Annotated in this window: 18 protein-coding genes; 6 read left to right on the top strand and 12 right to left on the bottom strand. The window is 73.9% G+C overall.

Features of this window, described 5'->3' with window-relative positions; translation table 11 throughout:
- The 7 genes from HF519_RS24935 to HF519_RS24905 all read right to left on the bottom strand — a co-directional run.
- Positions 1 to 884, bottom strand: an 884-nt coding sequence (locus HF519_RS24935) for a DNA-3-methyladenine glycosylase family protein (RefSeq protein WP_169415435.1), incomplete at its 3' end; no start/stop codon positions are given.
- On the bottom strand, positions 874 to 1,956 hold the full coding sequence (gene manB / locus HF519_RS24930) for a mannose-1-phosphate guanylyltransferase (RefSeq protein WP_438826436.1): 1,083 nt from the start codon (positions 1,954 to 1,956) through the stop codon (positions 874 to 876). The genes manB and HF519_RS24935, both read right to left, overlap by 11 nt.
- 48 nt (positions 1,957 to 2,004) lie before the next feature.
- Positions 2,005 to 2,883: a glycosyltransferase family 2 protein gene (locus tag HF519_RS24925; protein ID WP_312860331.1), complete on the bottom strand. Its 879-nt coding sequence runs from the start codon at positions 2,881 to 2,883 to the stop codon at positions 2,005 to 2,007.
- A gap of 27 nt (positions 2,884 to 2,910) precedes the next feature.
- Entirely contained in the window at positions 2,911 to 3,741 is an 831-nt protein-coding gene (locus tag HF519_RS24920) for a tetratricopeptide repeat protein (protein ID WP_169415433.1), read from the bottom strand.
- 36 nt (positions 3,742 to 3,777) lie between these two features.
- Positions 3,778 to 4,641 (bottom strand): dTDP-4-dehydrorhamnose reductase, encoded by an 864-nt coding sequence (gene rfbD / locus HF519_RS24915; protein ID WP_169415432.1) that lies wholly within the window; start codon positions 4,639 to 4,641, stop codon positions 3,778 to 3,780.
- Positions 4,638 to 5,633 (bottom strand): dTDP-glucose 4,6-dehydratase, encoded by a 996-nt coding sequence (rfbB, locus tag HF519_RS24910; RefSeq protein ID WP_169415431.1) that lies wholly within the window; start codon positions 5,631 to 5,633, stop codon positions 4,638 to 4,640. Before rfbB ends, rfbD begins: the two co-directional genes overlap by 4 nt.
- 223 nt (positions 5,634 to 5,856) lie before the next feature.
- Positions 5,857 to 6,111: a hypothetical protein gene (locus tag HF519_RS24905; protein ID WP_169415430.1), complete on the bottom strand. Its 255-nt coding sequence runs from the start codon at positions 6,109 to 6,111 to the stop codon at positions 5,857 to 5,859.
- Here HF519_RS24905 and HF519_RS24900 point away from each other — a divergent pair.
- From HF519_RS24900 to ilvA, 3 genes are read left to right on the top strand one after another with little or no spacing between them, the layout of a single operon-like run.
- Positions 6,110 to 7,498 carry an LCP family protein gene (locus tag HF519_RS24900; protein ID WP_169415429.1) on the top strand — a complete coding sequence of 463 codons (1,389 nt, stop codon included), beginning with the start codon at positions 6,110 to 6,112 and terminating at the stop codon, positions 7,496 to 7,498. The genes HF519_RS24905 and HF519_RS24900 overlap by 2 nt on opposite strands.
- A gap of 37 nt (positions 7,499 to 7,535) precedes the next feature.
- Positions 7,536 to 8,255, top strand: a complete 720-nt coding sequence (locus HF519_RS24895; RefSeq protein WP_169415421.1) for a TIGR03089 family protein — start codon at positions 7,536 to 7,538, stop codon at positions 8,253 to 8,255.
- 32 nt (positions 8,256 to 8,287) lie between these two features.
- On the top strand, positions 8,288 to 9,523 hold the full coding sequence (gene ilvA / locus HF519_RS24890; RefSeq protein ID WP_312860332.1) for a threonine ammonia-lyase IlvA: 1,236 nt from the start codon (positions 8,288 to 8,290) through the stop codon (positions 9,521 to 9,523).
- Between the two features lie 284 nt (positions 9,524 to 9,807).
- Here ilvA and HF519_RS24885 read toward each other — a convergent pair whose 3' ends face one another.
- The gene (locus HF519_RS24885; protein ID WP_169415428.1) at positions 9,808 to 10,962 is read right to left on the bottom strand and encodes an acyl-CoA dehydrogenase; all 1,155 of its coding nucleotides are present in this window, start codon (positions 10,960 to 10,962) and stop codon (positions 9,808 to 9,810) included.
- Between the two features lie 94 nt (positions 10,963 to 11,056).
- Between HF519_RS24885 and HF519_RS24880 the strand changes: the two genes are divergently transcribed.
- On the top strand, positions 11,057 to 11,755 hold the full coding sequence (locus tag HF519_RS24880; protein WP_169415427.1) for a TetR family transcriptional regulator: 699 nt from the start codon (positions 11,057 to 11,059) through the stop codon (positions 11,753 to 11,755).
- A 566-nt stretch (positions 11,756 to 12,321) separates the two neighbouring features.
- Here the strand turns inward: HF519_RS24880 and purE are convergent.
- On the bottom strand, positions 12,322 to 12,840 hold the full coding sequence (purE, locus tag HF519_RS24875; protein ID WP_169415426.1) for a 5-(carboxyamino)imidazole ribonucleotide mutase: 519 nt from the start codon (positions 12,838 to 12,840) through the stop codon (positions 12,322 to 12,324).
- A complete protein-coding gene (locus tag HF519_RS24870) occupies positions 12,833 to 14,059 on the bottom strand; it encodes a 5-(carboxyamino)imidazole ribonucleotide synthase (protein WP_169415425.1) in 1,227 nt (408 codons plus the stop codon). Before HF519_RS24870 ends, purE begins: the two co-directional genes overlap by 8 nt.
- A gap of 82 nt (positions 14,060 to 14,141) precedes the next feature.
- Here HF519_RS24870 and HF519_RS24865 point away from each other — a divergent pair, with 82 nt between their 5' ends.
- On the top strand, positions 14,142 to 14,657 hold the full coding sequence (locus HF519_RS24865; protein ID WP_169415424.1) for a GtrA family protein: 516 nt from the start codon (positions 14,142 to 14,144) through the stop codon (positions 14,655 to 14,657).
- A gap of 12 nt (positions 14,658 to 14,669) precedes the next feature.
- On the opposite strand, the gene HF519_RS24860 is transcribed toward HF519_RS24865, so the two are convergent.
- Together HF519_RS24860 and HF519_RS24855 are read right to left on the bottom strand one after the other, a co-directional pair.
- Positions 14,670 to 15,941: an ATP-binding protein gene (locus HF519_RS24860; RefSeq protein WP_169415423.1), complete on the bottom strand. Its 1,272-nt coding sequence runs from the start codon at positions 15,939 to 15,941 to the stop codon at positions 14,670 to 14,672.
- Between the two features lie 74 nt (positions 15,942 to 16,015).
- Entirely contained in the window at positions 16,016 to 16,672 is a 657-nt protein-coding gene (locus HF519_RS24855) for a response regulator transcription factor (protein WP_169415422.1), read from the bottom strand.
- 103 nt (positions 16,673 to 16,775) lie between these two features.
- Here HF519_RS24855 and HF519_RS24850 point away from each other — a divergent pair.
- Positions 16,776 to 17,170 (top strand): inositol monophosphatase family protein (locus HF519_RS24850; RefSeq protein ID WP_312860330.1); only part of this gene is annotated, 395 nt, incomplete at its 3' end.

Below are 17,170 nucleotides of genomic sequence, written 5' to 3'. Positions count from 1 at the left end.
AAGCGGGGGCGGCGGAAACCCGACAGCTCGACGTAGCGCACCGCGCGCTGGCGTTGCGGGGCGTACGGCGCGAGCACGGCGAGCATCCCGGCGTCGTCCAGCGGGCGGCCGACCAGCGCCCAGCCGACCAGCGTCGGGATGTGGAAGTCGCCGAAGCTCACCGCGTCCGGGTCACCCCAGACCCGCTGGGCGATCTCCGCGGCCGTCCACACCCCGATCCCCGGGACCTTGCGCAACAGTTCGCGGCCGGCCTCGCCGCCCAGCGTCGCGGCGTCCTCCAGCCGGTGCGCGACCGACGCGGCGGCCAGGATCGCGCGCCGGCGGGCGGAGTCGACGCCGGCCTCGTGCCACTCCCAGTCGAGCACCGCGCGGATCCGGGCCGGGGTCGGCGGGACGCGCATGCCGGACGGGACCAGGTCCGTAGGCCCTGGCGGCCGGTCGCCGAAACGCCGGCACAGCTCACGCCAGGACCGGCGTGCCTCGACCCCGGTGACCTTCTGCTCGAGCACGGCCGGGATCAGCGAGTCCCACACCCGGCGGCTCGACCCCAGCCGGATCCCCGGCATCCGGCGCGCCGCATCCTCGACGAGCGGGTGGTGCGCGACGAAGGCGCCGGGATCGTCGTCGGCGCCCAGCAGCGCCGGCAGCCCGTCGAGCACCCACTCCGCCCCGGGGCCCCACGCATCGGCGACGACGGTGCCGTCACCGCGGCGGTGCAGCCGCATCGTCGCGGGCCCGTCCGGGGTGCTCGTCACCCGCCAGATCGCGGAGCCCTCGCCGACCGAACGCCAGGTCGGGTCACCCTTGCCGCGGCGCAGCGGGGCCAGCACCCCGGACAGGTCCAGCCTGAACGGCGGGAGCCACTCCCGGGTGCTACTCGACATCAGGCGAGAAACGTACCCCGTGCGGGGGCAGCACCACGTCCGGCCAGACCCGGGCACCGGCGCGCAGTTCGCAGCGCGCCCCGATCACCGCCCGGTCCCCGACGATCGCATCGACCAGGACCGCGCCGTCCCCGACCTGCGCACCCATCCCGAGCACGGAGTGCTGCACCACCGCGCCCGCGCCGACCACCGCGCCGTCGAAGAGCATCGCGCCCTCGACCCGTGCCCCGGCCCCGATCCGAACGCCGCGGCCCACGGTCGTGCCGCCGTGGACCCGCGCGTCATCGGCGATCCGGGCGCCGTCGAGCACCAGCGCCTCCCCGACCGGCCCGGCCAGCGCCGCCGACGGCGCGACGCCGCGGACCAGGTCGGCCGAACCGTGCACCAGGTCCGCGGGGGTGCCCATGTCCCGCCAGTACGCGGTGTCGACGTGCCCGGACACGCGCGAGCCCGTGGCGAGCAGCCGGGGGAAGGTCTCCCGCTCCACCGACACCGGCCGGCCCTCCGGGATCGTGTCGATCACCGAGCGGCGGAAGACGTAGCAACCGGCGTTGATCTGGTCGGTCGGCGGGTTCGCGGTCTTCTCCAGGAACTCCAGGACCCGTCCGTCGCCGTCGGTCGGCACGCAGCCGTAGGCCCGCGGGTCCGGTACCCGGACCAGGTGCAGGGTGACGTCGGCATCCGTGTGCCGGTGCGTCGCGACGACGGCGCGCAGGTCGGTGCCGGCCAGTACGTCACCGTTGAAGATCAGCACGTCGTCGCTGGTCAGGTGCTTGGCCACGTTGCGGATCCCGCCGCCGGTGCCCAGCGGGACCTCCTCCACCACGTAGGTGATCTCCAGCCCCAGGGTGGTGCCGTCCCCGAAGTAGTCGGCGAAGGTCTCCGCCAGGTACGAGGTCCCCAGCACGACGCGGCGCACCCCCGCGGCCCGGATCCGGGACAGCAGATGGGCCAGGAAGGGCACCCCGGCGGTGGGCAGCATGGGTTTCGGGGCGGAGAACGTCAGCGGCTGCAGCCGGGTCCCCTTGCCGCCGACGAGCACCACCGCTTCGACGTCGTCCAGCACCTGGATCCTCCGTTTCGTCCCTGCGGTCCGACTCTGGGGTTCGACTCTGCGGTATCAGCGGGCGGCCCGCCGGACGGCGGCCGCCGCCCGTACCCGCAGCCCGAGCCCGAGCGCTGCGCGCAGCGGGGCCCAGCACACGCCGCGGTGCCGGTCGGCCAGGTAGCGGTAAGCGCTGCGGTGGTGCTCGGCGAGCATCCGCGCCGAGACGTCGGCCCGCGTCGTGGAGTGCCCCCCGGTGTGTACGACCTCGGCGGTGGGCACGTAGACGTTGAGCCAGCCGGCCCGCTGCAGACGGTCGCCGAGGTCGACGTCCTCGAAGTACATGAAGTACCGGGGGTCGAAGCCGTTCACCGAGTCGAACGCCGTGCGGCGCAGCAGCAGGCAGGAACCCGACAGCCAGCCGGCCGGGCGTTCGGCGACGACCTCGTCGGACTGGCGGTACTGCCGCGTCCACGGGTTGCCCGGCCACACCCGCGACGCCACGGCGTGCCCGGCGCCGCGGCCCAGCGAGGGCAGCAACCGGGCCGACGGGTAGACGAAGCCGTCCGGCTGGCGGATCAGCGGCCCGAGCGCGCCCGCGCGGGGCCAGCGCCGGGCCGCAGCGAGCAGCGCGTCGATCGAGCCCTCGCCCCACACGAGGTCCGGATTGGCGACGACGACCCAGCCGACCTCCGGGCCCAGTTCGGCGACCCCGCGGTTCGCCGCGGTGCCGTAGCCGACGTTCTCGCCGATACGCAGCAGGTCCACGCCCGCACGCTCGGCGGCCCGCTCGGGCGCGCCGTCGGTCGATCCGTTGTCGGCCAGCACCACCCGCAGGACCCGGTCGGTGGCGCCCTTCAGCGAGTCGAGGAAGGCGTCCAGGGTCTCCCCCGGCGAGTACGTGACGGTGACGACGGCGAGCTCGTCGCCGTAGTCCCGGGGGGCTGGATCCACGGCGGGCAACCCTAGCTCCGAACGCGCTCAGTCGTCGGTCGGGTCCACGCCGTCGAGTTCCGCGAGCGCCTCGGCGGCGTTGCGGTCGCCCGCGTTCGTGCCCGCCACGAGGTGTTCGCGGGCCTCGTCGCGGCGCCCCTCGTCGGCCAGGAACCGGCCCAGCGCGTAGGCCGAACCCGGCTCGCGGTGGCGGCGCGCCTCCCGGAACTCGCGCTCCGCGCCCGCGACGTCGCCTCGGACGTCCAGCAGGAACCCGCCGTACGCGGTGTGCGCGCGCAGCGCCCCGAGCGCGCCGGCGCGGCGGTAGAGCTCCTCGGCGTCGTCGTCGCGGCCCGCGGCCGCGCGCGCGTCCGCCAGCGCCACCACGGTGTCCGGACGCGCGTCGTCGGCGTACCGCTCGGCCACCTCGACGGCGGTGGGCAGGTCACCCGCCTCCAGGTGGAAGGCGACGAGGTTGTCGGGTGCCAGCTCGTCGCCGGCCTCGGCCGCCCAGATCAGCACCTGCACGGCCTCGCCGGGGCGGCCCTGGGCGCGCAGCAGGATCGCGAGGTCGTTGGCCGCGGCCAGCTCGCCGTGGTCGATCGCGAGCCGCAGCGCATCCTCCGCCCGGGCGGCGTCGCCGAGCTCGGCGAGTGCCACCCCGAGCCGGCCCGCGAACTCCGTGTGGCCGCGCTCGACCAGCTGCCCGAGCCACTCGGCCGCGGCGTGCCAGCTGCCGCTGTCGAGGTACGCGCGGGCCAGCAGTCCGGGCGCCGACGGCTCACCGGTCGCGACGGCGTGCCGCAGGATCTCGACGGCCTCGAGGGCCCGGTCGCGGTCCAGGAGCTCGCGGCCCTGCTGGGACAGCGGTTCGGTCATACCGTCCCTCACTCGATCAGGTGAGGGATCAGGTTCTCACCGACCGAGCAGCGCGTCACGCTCCGCCACGAACGCCGCGGTCAGCGCGACGCGCCACGGCCGGGGCGGGGTCAGCCCGGCCCGGCGCCATGCCGCATCGCCCAGCACCGAGTAGGCCGGCCGCGGCGCGGGCCGGGGGAACTGGTCGGTCCCGCAGGGGCCGACCCGATCCGGGTCCGCGCCCACCTCGGAGAAGACGGCGCGGGCCAGGCCGAACCAGGTGGTCTCCCCGCCGTTGGCGAAGTGCAGCACCCCGCCCGGGACGTCCGCCCCGCCCAGCTCGACGAGCGCCGCGGCCAGATCACCGGCCCACGTCGGGCTGCCGCGCTGATCGTCGACCACCTGCGGGTCGCGGCCCTCGCGCGCCAGCCGGGCCATCGTGGAGACGAAGTTCGCGCCGCCCCCGCCGTAGAGCCATGCCGTGCGCACCACGTGGTGCCGCGGGGAGGCGGCGAGCACCGCCTGCTCGCCGGCCAGCTTGCTGGCGCCGTAGACGGTGCGCGGGCCGGTCGGATCGCCGGGCTCGTAGGGCGCCGTCGCGTCCCCGGCGAAGACGTAGTCGGTGGACACGTGCACGAGCCGGGCGCCCGCCGCGGCGCACGCGGCGGCCAGGGCGGCAGGGCCCTCGGCATTGCCGGCGTACGCGGCGGCGTGCTCGCTCTCCGCGGCGTCGACGGCGGTGTAGGCGGCGGCGTTGAGCACCACGTCGGGGCGGTGCGCGCTGATCGCTCGCTCTATCGAGGCCGCGTCGGTGACGTCGAGCTCCGCCCGGCCGAGCGCGACCGGCTCCTGCCCGGCCAGCACCGCCCGCAGTGCCGTGCCGAGCATCCCGTTCGCGCCGGTGATCAGCCAGCGGGTCACAGGGCGGCCCGCGCGCGCAGCGGCTCCCACCACGCCCGGTTCTCCCGATACCAGCGCACGGTGTCGGCCAGGCCCGTGGCGAAGTCGGTCGCGGGCGCGTAGCCCAGCTCGGCACGGATCTTGGTGTCGTCGAGGCTGTAGCGCCGGTCGTGCCCGAGGCGGTCGGCCACCGGCCGGATGAAGGACTCGTCGCGCCCCGTCGCCTCGAGCAGCAGGGTGGTCAGCTCGCGGTTGGTCAGCTCGGTGCCGCCGCCGATGTGGTAGATCTCGCCCGGCCTGCCGCGCTCCGCGACCAGCTGGATCCCGCGGCAGTGGTCGTCGACGTGCAGCCAGTCCCGGACGTTGCCGCCGTCGCCGTACAGCGGTACCGGCAGGCCGTCGAGCAGGTTCGTGATGAACAGCGGGACGACCTTCTCCGGGAAGTGGTACGGCCCGTAGTTGTTGGTGCACCGGGTGATCCGCACGTCCATCCCGTACGTACGGTGGTACGAGCGCGCCAGCAGATCGCCGCCGGCCTTGGCCGCCGAGTACGGCGAGTTCGGCGCGATCGGCGTCTCCTCGGTCCACGAACCCTCGTCGATCGAGCCGTAGACCTCGTCGGTGGAGACCTGCACGAAGGTCGTGACCCCGGCGTCGAGCGCGCCCTGCAGCAACACCTGGGTGCCTGCGACGTTCGTCGAGACGAAGTCCGCGGCACCGGTGATCGACCGGTCCACATGCGACTCCGCGGCGAAGTGCACCACCACATCGGTGCCCACCATGAGCTTCGCGACGAGATCGGTGTCACGAATGTCACCGCGCACGAAACGCAACTGCGGCGAGCCCGCCACGGGGGCCAGGTTGGCCTCGTTCCCGGCGTAGGTCAGCAGGTCCAGGACCACCACCTCGGCCTCGGCGAACGCGGCGTAGCCCCCGCTCACCAGGGTGCGGACGTAGTGCGAGCCGATGAAGCCGGCGCCGCCGGTGATGAGCACTCGGGAGGGGGATGACATGTGTGAAATCGTGCCACGCTGCCGAAATCGTTGCCCCGACACGCAGCCCGTCGCGCCGATTTCCGGTAGAGATGTTGCACCCTGGTGGGCCCGATCGGGCGGATGACGGGAGCGATGTGGACGAGCGGTGGGCCGGAAGCGGGGTGCGGACAGGATCCGCGCGCCGTGGCTCGTCCTCCGGATCGTCGTACCGGCCGGCGTCCGGGGATCGGTACGGGTCGCCCTACACCTCGTCGGAGTTCGGCTCCACGCGATCGGGCCCGCCGCCCCCGGGTTCGCGGTCCGGCGCCCGGTCCGACCCGCCGCGATCGGCCGCCCCGCGCGGCGGCACCGCCCGGGCCCGCCCCGGCGGCTCACGGCCGGGCGGCTCGCGCCCGGCGACCACCCGCCCGGCCGGGCCACGCCGCCCCCGGGACGGCGCCGCGGCGTCCGCGCCGCCCGACTGGCCCCGGCGCCTGCGCATCACGATGGCCACCATGTCCGCCCTCGTCCTGGTCCTGACCGGCACCGCCTGGGGGCTCTACCGCGACCTCGTGGCCGGGCTGACGACCACCGACGTGATCTTCGGCGGGTCCGACGGCGACGGGCTGAACATCCTGCTGGTCGGGGTGGACAGCCGCACCGACGCCCAGGGCAACCCGCTGCCCGAGCAGGTCCTGGCCCAGCTGCGCAGCGGGGCCGAACCCGGGGTGCTGAACTCCGACACGATCATGCTCCTCCACCTGCCCGCCGACGGCGGCAGCGGGGTCGCCTTCTCGATCCCGCGCGACAGTTACGTCGACATTCCCGGCTACCGCCGCGACAAGATCAACGCTGCCTACCCCGCGACGAAGGCGCTCAAGGCCGATGAGCTGGTCGCCCAGGGCATCCGTGACCACAAGCGGGTGGACCGGGAGTCGGCGGCGGCCGGACGCAGCACGCTGATCTCGACGGTCGAGGACCTGACCGGCGTGCAGATCGACCACTACGCCGAGGTCAACCTGCTCGGTTTCTACAACCTGACGACGGCCATCGGCGGTGTCGACGTCTGCCTCAAGGCCCCGGTCGACGAGGAGCTGTCGGGTGCCCGCTTCCCGGCCGGACCGCAGACCATCTCCGGCGCCGACGCGCTGGCGTTCGTGCGGCAGCGCCATGCCCTGCCCGAGGGCGACCTGTCCCGCATCCGCCGTCAGCAGGTGTTCCTCGCCGCCGTCGCCGACAAGATCCTCTCCAGCGGCACCCTCACCAACCCGAACACCCTCGGCGCCCTGATCGACGTGGCGCAGAAGTCGCTGGTCATCGACTCCGGGTGGGACGTGCTCGCCTTCGCCCGCCAGGCGTCGAACATCGCGGCCGGCAAGCTCGAGTTCCTGACCATCCCGACCCGCGGCGGGGAGTCCAACGAACGCGGCGACGTGGTGCTCGTCGATCGCGACGAGGTGCGCGGGTTCGTCGAGCAGAAGACCGGCGACAACGCAGCGGCCGCGGCGCCGCCACCGACCCCGGCGGTGGACCCCGCACAGGTGACCGTCGACGTCGGGAACGCCTCGGGAGCCACCGGGCTCGCCGCCCAGGTGGCCGACCAGCTCGCCGCGGCCGGGTTCACCCGGGGCAGCGTGGAGAACGCCGGGGCCCGCTCGACATCGGTGGTGCGCCATGCCGATGACGACGACGCCGACGCCGCGGGAGCGGTCGCCGCCCAGCTCGGCAACCTGCCGGTCGAGCGCTCCGACACCGCGCCCCCCGGGCGGGTGCAGGTGCTGCTCGGCACGGACTTCAGCCGGGCGGCCGCCCCGACCACCGCCCCGGCGGCCACCCCGGCCGCCGGGGCTCCACCCGCCGCGGAACCGCCGATCACGGCGAGCGGCGTACCGTGCATCGATTGATGCCGCCCTCCGAACGACTCTTCTGCGAGGCCCTGCTGTGACCCTGACCGCCGCGCTGCTCGAACCGGCGCTGGCCGGCAACCCGGCCCGGCCGCTGATCACCTTCTACGACGACGCGACCGGCGAGCGCATCGAACTCTCGGCGATCACGACGGCCAACTGGGCCGCCAAGGCCGCGAACCTGCTGCGCGACGAGTGCGACGTCGAACCCGGCACCCCGGTGGCGGTGCTGCTGCCCGCGCACTGGCAGACCGCAGCCGTGCTGCTGGCCATCTGGTGGTGCGGCGGGCAGGTGGTCGCCGAGCCGGGCGAGGCGGAGTGGGTGCTCTGCGACGCCGACCGGGTCGACCTCGCGCTGGCCGCCGAGCCCGACGGGGGTGTCATCGCGCTGTCGCTGGACGCGTTCGGCCGCGGGCTGCCCGGCCTGCCCGCCGGGGTCATCGACTTCGCGACCGAGGTCCGGCTGCAGGGCGACGAGTTCGTCCCGTGGGACGAGGTACCCGACGACGCCCCTGCGCTGGCCGGCGGCTCGGTGGCCGACGTGCTCACCGACGCCCACCACCGCGCGACGGCCCTCGGGGTGTCCGTAGGGGACCGCGTGCTGTCCACTCTGGACTGGTCCAGTCTGGACTGCGTGCTCGACGGGTTGCTCGCCGTGCTGGCCGCCGGTGCGTCGCTGGTCCAGTGCCGCAACGCCGACCCGGCGAAGCTGGATCATCGGGCGGACACCGAGAAGACCACCGTCCGGCTGACCTGAGGGATCGTGGGACCGTGTCCACCGTGACAACCGTGACTGCCCACGACGTCGACGACGCCGCCGAGCGGCTGCGAGCCGTGATCGGCCCGAGCCCGCTGCAGCTGTCCCCGCGGCTCTCCGACGCCGTCGGCGGCGAGGTGTGGCTCAAGCGCGAGGACCTGCAGCCCGTCCGGTCCTACAAGATCCGCGGGGCCTACAACCTCATCGCGCAGCTCGACGACGCCGCCCGCGACCGGGGCGTGGTGTGCGCGAGTGCGGGCAACCACGCGCAGGGGGTCGCGTTCGCGTGCGCCCGGCTCGGGGTCAAGGCGCGGGTGTACCTGCCGCGCACCACACCGCGCCAGAAGCGCGACCGGGTGGCCAAGCTGGGCGGCAGGGTCGTCGACGTCATCGTGGTCGGCAACACCTACGACGACGCGGCAGCCGCCGCGGCCGCCGACGCCGGCGACACCGGCGCCACCCTCGTCCCCGCGTTCGACGACCCGCGCACCGTGGCCGGGCAGGGCACGGTGGCCCGCGAGATCATCGGCCAGCTCGGCGGCGAGCCCGACCTGCTCGTCGTGCCCGTGGGCGGGGGCGGGCTGCTGGCCGGGACGCTGGCCTGGCTGGGTGAGCGCCACCCCGGGGTCCGGGTGGCCGGCGTGGAGCCGGCCGGGGCCGCCGGGATGGCCGCGGCGGTCGACGCCGGGGCGCCGGTCACGCTCGCCGAGCTCGACCCGTTCGTCGACGGTGCCGCGGTCCGGCGGGTCGGCGACGTCACCTTCCCGATCGTCCGCGACGCGGGCGTCGCCCTCACCCCGGTGCCCGAGGGCCGGATCTGCATGGAGATGCTCGCTCTGTACCAGAGCGACGGGATCATCGCCGAGCCCGCCGGAGCGCTCGCCCCGGCGGCTCTGGACACATTGGACATCCCACGTGGGGGCACGACCGTGTGCGTGCTGTCCGGCGGCAACAACGACGTGAGCCGGTACGCGGAGATCGTCGAGCGGGCCCTGGTGCACGAGGGCCGCAAGCACTACTTCCTCGTCGACTTCCCGCAGGAGCCCGGGGCACTGCGCCGGTTCCTCGACGACGTACTCGGCCCGGACGACGACATCACGCTGTTCGAGTACGTCAAGCGCAGCAACCGGGAGACCGGGCCCGCGCTGGTCGGCATCGAGCTCGGCCGCCCGGAGGACCTCGGCGCGCTGCTGGAGCGGATGCGTGCCGCGCCGCCGCACATCGAGCAGGTGCCGCCGAACAGCCCGCTGTTCCGCTTCCTGCTCTGAACCTCCCCCGGTGGCGCCGCGCCTCAGCTGCCGGAGTCCCGGTCGATGAGCCGCCGGAAGCTGCACGGTCCCGGCGCCCCCTGGACCCGGGACATGGAGTTGTCCTGGGTGAAGGGGACGCCGTCGTCGGCCACGGACGGCTCCATCTCCATTCGGGACAGACGGACGACGGCGCCCCGGGCCGGGATGGACTGCCGGAACCGATCGCGACCTCGTCCTCCTCGACGCCGAGCAGGCCGCCGGCCGCGGGCGTGCCGCGGCCGGCGTCGTCGGTCGATCGGAACTCAGCGGAGCAGCGCGCGCGCCATGACGAGTCGCTGCACCTGGTTGGTGCCCTCGTAGATCTGAGTGATCTTGGCGTCGCGCATCATGCGCTCCACCGGGAAGTCCTTGGTGTAGCCCGCCCCGCCGAGCAGCTGCACGGCGTCGGTGGTCACCGACATCGCCACGTCGCTGGCCATGCACTTGGCCGCGCTGGAGATGAAGCCGAGGTTCGCCTCACCGCGCTCGGCGCGCGAGGTGGCCACGTAGACCAGCTGCCGGGCCGCCTCGACCTTCATCGCCATGTCGGCGATCATGAACTGCAGGCCCTGGAACTCGGCCAGGTGCTTGCCGAACTGCTTGCGCTCCTTGACGTAGGAGATCGCGACGTCGAGCGCGCCCTGCGCGATGCCGACCGCCTGCGCACCGATCGTCGGGCGGGTGTGGTCGAGCGTCTGCAGCGCGGTCTTGAAACCGGTGCCCTCGGCGCCGATGATCCGGTCGGCCGGGATCCGGCAGTCGGAGAAGTAGATCTCGCGGGTGGGCGAGCCGTTGATCCCGAGCTTGCGCTCCTTCGGCCCGACCTCGAAGCCCGGGTCGTCCTTGTGGACCACGAACGCGGAGATGCCGTTCGCCTTCTTCTCCGGGTCGGTCACCGCCATCACGGTGTACCAGGTCGACTCGCCGGCGTTGGTGATCCAGCACTTCGTGCCGTTGAGCACCCACTCGTCGCCGTCGCGGCGGGCGCGGGTCTTCATCGACGCGGCGTCGGAGCCGGCCTCCCGCTCGGACAGCGCGTAGGAGATCATCGCCTCGCCGCTGGCGATCGAGGGCAGCACCTGCTGCTTGAGCTCGTGCGAGGCGGACAGCAGGATCGGGGTCAGGCCCAGCCCGTTGACGCCGGGGATCAGCGAGGACGACGCGCAGGCCCGCGCGACCTCCTCGATGACGATGCAGCCGGCCAGCTCGTCGGCCCCCTCGCCGCCGTACTCCTCGGGGATCGTGATGGCGTGGAACCCGGCCTTGACCAGCGCGTCGCGGGCCTCGACGGGGTAGCGCCCCTGCTCGTCCACCTCCGCGGCATACGGCGCGATCTCCTTCTCCGCGAGAGCGCGGACGGCCTCGCGCAGGGCCTCGTGCTCGTCGCTGAGCCGGTAGGTGTCGAAGTCGGCGTTCATGTCCCCGTCCCCAGAATGCGGTGCGTTGATCTCGGCATCGACACCCTAACGGCACTCCGTGCCATCTAGCAAACACGGTGCTACCCTGCGTGCCATGAATTCTTCGGCCGGCGCGCCGCCCGCCCCGCGCCGCGGCCGGTCGGCGGAGGGCCGCGCCGAGGTCCGCCGGGACCTGGTGAACGCCGCCGTCGCCCTGTTCACCGAGCGCGGCTACGACGACACGACCGTCGACGACATCGCCGCCGCGGCGGGGGTCGGCCGGCGCACGTTCTTCCGCTACTTCCGCGGCAAGGAGGACGCCGTCTCCCCGGACCACGAGGCCTGCCTGGCCCGGGTCGGGGCGATCTTCGCCGACGCCCACCCGTCCGAGCCGGTGCTGTCGCTGGTGCTGCGCGCCGGCGAGACGGTGTTCGACCTGTACTTCGACGACGCCGATGTCGCCCGCAAGCGGTTCCGGCTCACCCACGAGGTGCCGGCGCTGCGCGACCGGGAGGTGGCCAGCGTCGACCGCTACCGGCGGCTGTTCACCCGGCAGCTGCGCGTGCGGCTGGCCGACGTGCCCGACGGCGAGCTGCGCGCCGCGGTCACCGCCGCCGCCGTCGTCGCCGCGCACAACCAGGCCCTGCGGCGATGGCTGGCCGACGGCGCGACACCGGCCGGGGTGGAGTCGTGCCGGGCGCGGTTCCGACGGGTCGCCGACCTGCTGCCGGTCGAGGCGGCGGACGAGCTCACCGAGGTCGCGCGCCGGCTGGAGGAAGCGGTCGACCGCCTGGAGCGCACCACCCCCTCCTGACCGACCCCCGGCCGGGTCTTCGACAACGCGCGCCCCGTGCCGCCACGCGCGCGCCGAACACGCGCGTCGGTCGCACGATGCGCGCGTGGCCCTCTCGATCCTGATCCGGCGGCGGTGAACCCCGGGCGCTGGACGAGGACCCGGGCTCGGCCGCGGGCGGACTGTTGCCGGACATGCGTGATCCCCGGGCCGCATCGTGGGATGCGCACGCCGAGCTGGACGGGCTCGGGCCCGGGGATCACGGGTGACTGCCTGGAATTCGCCGGCACCACACCGGCTTCCACTGGCCGTCGGAGACGTCCTGTAGTGCTAGCGGACAGCCACCTCACGAGTCCTGTAGCTGATCAACGCTGGACCACCTCCTCTCACGTGTACCTCCACAGTACGTTCCGCCCGCGGGTACCGGCAACGAAGATTCACCGCGGCGCGGTCGGGCACCGTGGCGGCCGTCCACCGGTGTCGCCGTGGATCCGGATGTCCGCCAGAAGTACGGCCTCGATCAGCACGGTCGACGCCACGGCGGGACCCCTCGGGGGCGGACGGCGGGGTTCCGCCCGAGCGGACGCTCAGGCGCCGGACAGCGTTGCCCGCAGTGCCGCGTCCTTCTCCAGCACCGCGCGCTCGAGCGCCGCCTGGAACTGCTCCATCCGGGCCCGCAGGGCCGGGTCGGCGGCGGCCAGGATCCGCGCCGCCAGCAGTCCGGCGTTGCGCGCCCCGCCCACGGCGACCGTCGCGACCGGGACCCCGGCGGGCATCTGGACGATCGACAGCAGCGAGTCCAGGCCATCGAGCCGGCTCAGCGGAACGGGGACCCCGACGACCGGCAGCGGGGTCGCTGCGGCGACCATCCCGGGCAGGTGGGCCGCGCCGCCCGCCCCGGCGATGATCACCCGCAGCCCGCGCCCGGCCGCGTCCCGGGCGTAGTCGAGCATCCGCTGCGGGGTCCGGTGCGCGGAGTAGACACCGACCTCGTGCGGGATCTCGAACTCGGCCAGTGCGGCGGCCGCGGCCTCCATCACCGGCCAGTCCGAGTCGCTGCCCATGATCACGCCGACCAGCGGACCGGCATCCAGCGACTCAGACATCGCGCTCCCCCCGTTCTGTCGGTGCTGCGGTCGCCGCTCCGTCATGCGGTGACCAGCCGTCGGACCAGACGGCGGTGGACAGCCACTCGGCCGCCAGCGCGGCCCGCTCGCGGACCGGGGCGAGTTCCGTCCCGAGCACCGTCACGTGGCCGACCTTGCGTGCCGGGCGCTCCGCCTTGCCGTAGAGGTGCACCTTGGCATCCGGGAACCGGGCGAACAGGTGGTGCAGCCGCTCGTCGACGCTCATCTCCGGCGGGACCGCGGCACCCAGCACGTTGGCCATGACCACCACCGGGGCCGTCGGGGTCGTCACGCCCAGCGGGTAGTCGAGCACCGCGCGCAGATGCTGCTCGAACTGCGAGGTCCGGGCGCCCTCGATCGTCCAGTGCCCGGAGTTGTGCGGACGCATCGCCAGCTCGTTGACGATCAGGCCGGCGTCGGTCTCGAACAGCTCGACGGCCAGCAACCCGGTCACGTCCAGCTCGGCGGCCACCCGAAGGGCCAGTCGCTGGGCGGCCAGCGCGGTCTCCTCGGACAGCCCCGGCGCGGGGACGAGCACCTGCACGCACTGCCCGTCCTCCTGGACCGTCTCCACCACCGGCCAGGCCGCGGCCTGGCCGTAGGGCGAGCGCGCCACCTGAGCGGCCAGCTCCCGGCGCATCGCCACCGCCTGCTCGGCCATCAGCGGCGTACCGGCGGCGAGGAGCTCCTCGATCAGCACGGGGTCGGGGGCGTCGAGCATCCACACCCCGCGGCCGTCGTAGCCGCCACGGACCGCCTTGAGCACCACCGGCCAGCCGTGCTCGGCGGCGAAGGCCTTCACGTCCGCCGCGCTCGTGACCTCCGCGAAGGGCGGCACCGGGATGCCGAGATCGGCCAGCCTGCGACGCATGACGAGCTTGTCCTGCGCGTGCAGCAGCGCGTCCGGCCCCGGGCGCACCGCGACGCCGGCCTCGACGAGCGCGCGCAGCGCCGCCTGCGGAACCTGCTCGTGGTCGAAGGTGACGGCGTCGCAGCCCCGGGCGAAGGCCCGCAGCGCGTCGAGGTCGTCCACCGACCCGAGGACGACGTCCGGGGTGACCTGGGCGGCGGGCTCGTCCGGACGGACCGCCAGGACCCGCAGGGACTGGCCGAGCGCGATCGCGGCCTGGTGGGTCATCCGGGCCAGCTGCCCGGCCCCCACCATGCCGACGACGGGGGCGCCGCTGGGTGTGCTCACGGTGTGTAGAGCCTACGGTGGCGCCGACACGGCCCGCGGGCCACCCCGGGCCCCGGGTGGTGGATCTGGCACGATCAATCAGGTGTCCGTGGTCGAAGCGGTGCTGACGCGCATCCCCCAGCCCTACCGCGACGTCGCCATCAGGCACCGGGAGTTCGTCAAGTTCGCCTTCGTCGGCGGCACCACCTGGGTGATCGACACCGCGGTGTTCCTGCTGCTGAAGGCCACCGTGCTCGTCGAGAAGCCACTCACCGCGAAGATCATCGCCGTGCTCGTGGCCACCATCGTGTCCTATGTGCTCAACCGCGAGTGGTCCTTCCGCACCCGCGGTGGGCGCGAGCGCCACCACGAGGCCGCGCTGTTCTTCCTGATCAGCGGCATCGGCGTCGCGGTCTACACCGCACCGCTGGCCATCTCGCGGTACGTCCTCGACCTCAAGGTCCCCGGTGTGAGCCTGCTCGCCCAGGAGATCGCGGACTTCGTCAGCGGGCAGGTCCTCGGCGTCCTCGCCGGTATGGCGTTCCGCTGGTGGGCGTTCCGCCGGTTCGTCTTCCCGGACGAGAACGTGCGCCGCCAGGTGCCGGTCGTCGGCGACTGACCGTCCGGGTCCTCAGCGCGGGGTGCCCACCGGACGCGGCAGGCTGACCATGTCGTCGGCCCGGGCGGCGGGCAGGAAGATCGTGAAGGTCGGCGGCCGGGCCCGGGACAGCTCGAGGCGCCCGCCGTCGGCCTCGACCAGGGCACGGGCCAGCGCGAGACCCAGCCCGGTCGACGAACCGACCGAGACGCCCCGGTCGAAGACGTGCGGCACGAGCTCGTCGGGCACCCCCGGCCCGGTGTCGCTGACCTCGATGACCAGCGTGTTCTCCCCGGACCGCGCGGCCACCGTGACGGTCCCGTCGCCGTGGTGGGTCGCGTTGTCGACGAGCGCGCCGACCGCTTCCCGGATCCGCGCCGGGGTGACGCGGGCCAGCAGGCCCTCCGGGACCTGGACCTTGAGCGAGCGCCCGGCCGCGCGCAGCGCCTGCCGCCACTCCTCCGCGACGGCGGTCAGCCCCTCCCGCAGGTCGAGCGGCTCGGCCCCGGCGGCGCGGGCCAGCCGGGCCGCCTCCAGCAGTTCGTCGAGCACCCCGGTCAGCCGCTCGGTCTGCTCGAGGGCGGCGATCGCCTCGCGGCGGGCGCTCGGATCGGGATGGGTGCTCAGCTCGTCGAGCCGCAACTGCAACGCGGTCAGCCGGCTGCGCAGCTGGTGCGAGACGTCCCCGACCAGGGCCCGTTCGCGCTGCACGAGTTCGGCGAGTGCCGCCGCCGACGTGTCGAGCACGTCGGAGACCCGGTCGAGCTCGGGGATGCCGTGCCGGTGCGGAGCCCGCCGGAAGTCCCCCGCGCCCAGCCGCGCGGCGCGGTCGGCGACGTCGAGCAGCGGTTCGGCGAGGCGTCGGGCGGTCACCGTCGCCACCACGGCACCGGTACCCACGGAGAGCACGACCAGCAGCAGCACGATGACCGTGACCTGGACCTGCTCGGTGCGCATGATCGACCGGGGCTGGGCGATGGTGAGCGCGCCGCCGGGACCGAAGGGCAGGGTCTCGGCGACCGGGTTGTCCCCGACCGCGGTACCGAGCATCTGCGGCGGCCGGTCCGGAAGCATCAGGGTGAGCTGACCACCGGCCGGGATCGCCAGTCCGATCGCAGCGCTGTCGACGTGGTCGCCGATGTCGGGGTCGTCGAGCCGGGCCGCGATCTGCTCCAGCCGGGAGGTCAGATCCGCCCGCGTGAAGTCCTCCACGAGCTGCCAGGTGGTGATGGCCAGCGGTCCGCCCAGCACCAGAGCCGTGATGGCCACGACGAACAGGGTCGATTGCAGGATCCGGCGGCGCATGGGTCAGTGGAGGCTTTCAGTTCGGTCTCAGTCGTCTCGCGGGGGTCATGCCTCGGTCGTGCCTCCTTCGGTCCTCAGTCGTGGTTGAAGCGGAACCCGACGCCCCGGACCGTCGCGATGCGGCGCTCGCCGCCGATCTTCCGCCGGAGCCAGGACATGTGCATGTCCAGCGTCTTCGACGTCTTGAGGTCCGGGTCGTTCCAGACCTCACGCAGGATCTCCTCGCGGGTCACGACCTGCCCGGCACGCAGCAGCAGCACCCGGAGCAGCTCGAACTCCTTGTTCGCGAGCCCGACCTCGGAGCCGTCGACGAGCACCCGGCGCCCGGACAGCTCCATCCGGACGCCACCCACCTCGACGGCCTCCGGGGTCAGCCGGCGCAGCAGCGCGCGAACCCGGGCGAGCAGCTCGGCGAGCCGGAACGGCTTGCCCACGTAGTCGTCGGCACCGGCATCGAGGCCCACGACGAAGTCGACCTCGTCGGTGCGGGCGGTCAGCATCAGGACGGGGAGGTCGGGAAAGTCCAGGCGCAGCCGGCGGCACACCTCCAGCCCGTCCATCCCGGGCAGCCCGAGGTCGAGGACGAGCAGGTCGATGTGGCCGAGACGGACCTGGTCGAGCGCGGCGATGCCGTCCGCCGCCACATCGACCTCGTAGCCCTCCCGTTGCAGAGCCCGGGACAGCGGTTCGGCGATGGCCGCGTCGTCCTCGGCCAGCAGGACGGTCGTCACACCGGGCAGCTTATGCCTGAACTCCCCGGAAGGACCCGGGCGAGGCGGAATTAGCCGTGACCGGACACCGGAGGCCGTCGGCGGCCTGCGATCCTGGGCTCTTGTGACCCCTTCGGACTCCGACCTCCGGCTCGCGTTGCGCCTGGCCGACATCGCCGACGCCATCACCCTCCCCCGGTTCCGCGCCGCCGACCTGAGGGTGACGAGCAAGCCCGACCGCACCCCGGTCACCGACGCCGACACCGCGGCCGAGGACGCGCTGCGGGCCGAGCTGGCCACGGAGCGTCCCGACGACGCCGTGCTCGGCGAGGAACGCGGCGGCGAGGTCCCCGCCAGCGGGCGGGGCTGGGTCCTGGACCCGATCGACGGCACCAAGAACTTCTCCCGCGGCATGCCGGCGTGGGCCTCACTCATCGCCCTGACCGTGCACGGGACCCCGGTGGTCGGGGTGGCGAGCGCACCGGCGCTGGGCCGGCGCTGGTGGGCGGCGGCGGGGGG

The organism is Pseudonocardia bannensis (assembly GCF_012911875.1).
Taxonomy (GTDB): domain Bacteria; phylum Actinomycetota; class Actinomycetes; order Mycobacteriales; family Pseudonocardiaceae; genus Pseudonocardia; species Pseudonocardia bannensis.
This window is presented reverse-complemented; position numbering and strand designations above follow the sequence as displayed.